The sequence below is a fragment of the Leisingera sp. F5 genome, assembly GCF_001593695.1.
Map to the genome: position 1 here is coordinate 1 of NZ_LUKH01000995.1, position 1,372 is coordinate 1,372.

Annotated in this window: 2 protein-coding genes; one reads left to right on the forward strand and one right to left on the reverse strand. The window is 64.0% G+C overall.

Translation table 11 applies throughout. The features are described 5' to 3' along the window. Positions 1 to 10 precede the first annotated feature (10 nt). The gene (locus tag A2I95_RS38215; RefSeq protein ID WP_291737624.1) at positions 11 to 964 is read left to right on the forward strand and encodes a D-glycerate dehydrogenase; all 954 of its coding nucleotides are present in this window, start codon (positions 11 to 13) and stop codon (positions 962 to 964) included. A gap of 27 nt (positions 965 to 991) precedes the next feature. On the opposite strand, the gene A2I95_RS38220 is transcribed toward A2I95_RS38215, so the two are convergent. After that, the gene (locus tag A2I95_RS38220; RefSeq protein WP_035920011.1) at positions 992 to 1,237 is read right to left on the reverse strand and encodes a LapA family protein; all 246 of its coding nucleotides are present in this window, start codon (positions 1,235 to 1,237) and stop codon (positions 992 to 994) included. Between the last annotated feature and the right edge of the window lie 135 nt (positions 1,238 to 1,372).

The window sequence follows — 1,372 nt, forward strand, 5'->3', positions numbered from 1 at the left end:
ATGCACTGAAATGAAAATCTGGATTGCGCGGCCGATGACGGCAGCGGTGACGGCACGGGCGCGGGAGGCCTTTGCTGATCTGGAAATCCGCGAAACCAACGCGGTGATGAATGAGGCGGAGATGCTGCGCGCATTGTCCGAGTTCGACATTGTCGTGCCGACGCTGGGCGACAGGTTCTCGGCGGAGATCTTTGCCAAGGCGGGCACACCGCGCTGCAAACTCTTGGCCAACTTCGGCGTTGGCTACAACCACATTGATGTCGAGGCCGCGCGTGCCGCGGGTGTCGAGGTGACCAACACGCCGGGTGCCGTGACCGATGCCACCGCGGATATCGCGATGACGCTGATCCTAATGTCGGCGCGCCGCGCCTCCGAAGGTGAGCGGTTGCTGCGCAAGGGCGATTGGCAGGGCTGGCACCCGACCCAGATGCTGGGGCTGCACGCCACCGGCAAACGCGTCGGCATCGCCGGCATGGGCCGCATCGGCCAGGCGATTGCGCGTCGCTGCCATTACGGCTTTGGCATGGATGTGTCTTATGTGGCGCGCTCGCCAAAGGATCTCGACTTCCCTGCCGACCGCGCCGAGAGCCTGATTGATCTGGCCGGGCAGGTGGATTTCCTGGTGGTGGCAGTGCCGGGCGGGGCTGAGACCACGCATCTGATCAATGCTGAGGTGCTGAATGCAATGCAAGGCCACGCGCATCTGATCAACATCGCCCGCGGCGAAGTGGTGGAGGAGGCGGCGCTGATCGACGCACTGCAGAACCGCCGCATCGGCGGTGCGGGTCTGGATGTCTATGAGTTCGAGCCCAAGGTCCCGCAGACGCTGATCGATCTGGATAACGCCACCCTGCTGCCGCATCTGGGCACCGCCACCGAGGAAGTGCGCAGTGATATGGGCCATATGGCGCTGGACAATGCCGCGGCCTTCCTGGCCGGCGCAGCGCTGCCCAACCGGGTATAAAACGATCCCAGCCTGAGCCGCCCCGGCTCAGGCGTCTTTGGGCTTGTCATGGCGGTGGTCCCAGGCGGGATCTTCGCGCTTGATCTTGCGGGTGGCCCAGGTGCCCGCAGGCCAGGCCAGAATTGCACCGATGGCGGCGCAGACCAGAATGGCCCTAACGGAATAGAACCCCATTACAAATGCGGTGATGACGGCTGCACCGGCAATGCAGGCGCCAATCATGATGGACAGGTGAAAGCGCAGCTTGCCGGCCAGCGGGTCGCGCAACGTCATGACAGCTTCCTTTGGAAGTGGTCCGAAGGAGTATAGCACAGATTGCGCCGGATCTTCCCGGGCGGCTTATTCCGCCGCTTTGGTGCTGCGCAGATCGCCTGCCGCTTCGCGCCAGTGGCGGCGGCAGAGCGAGAC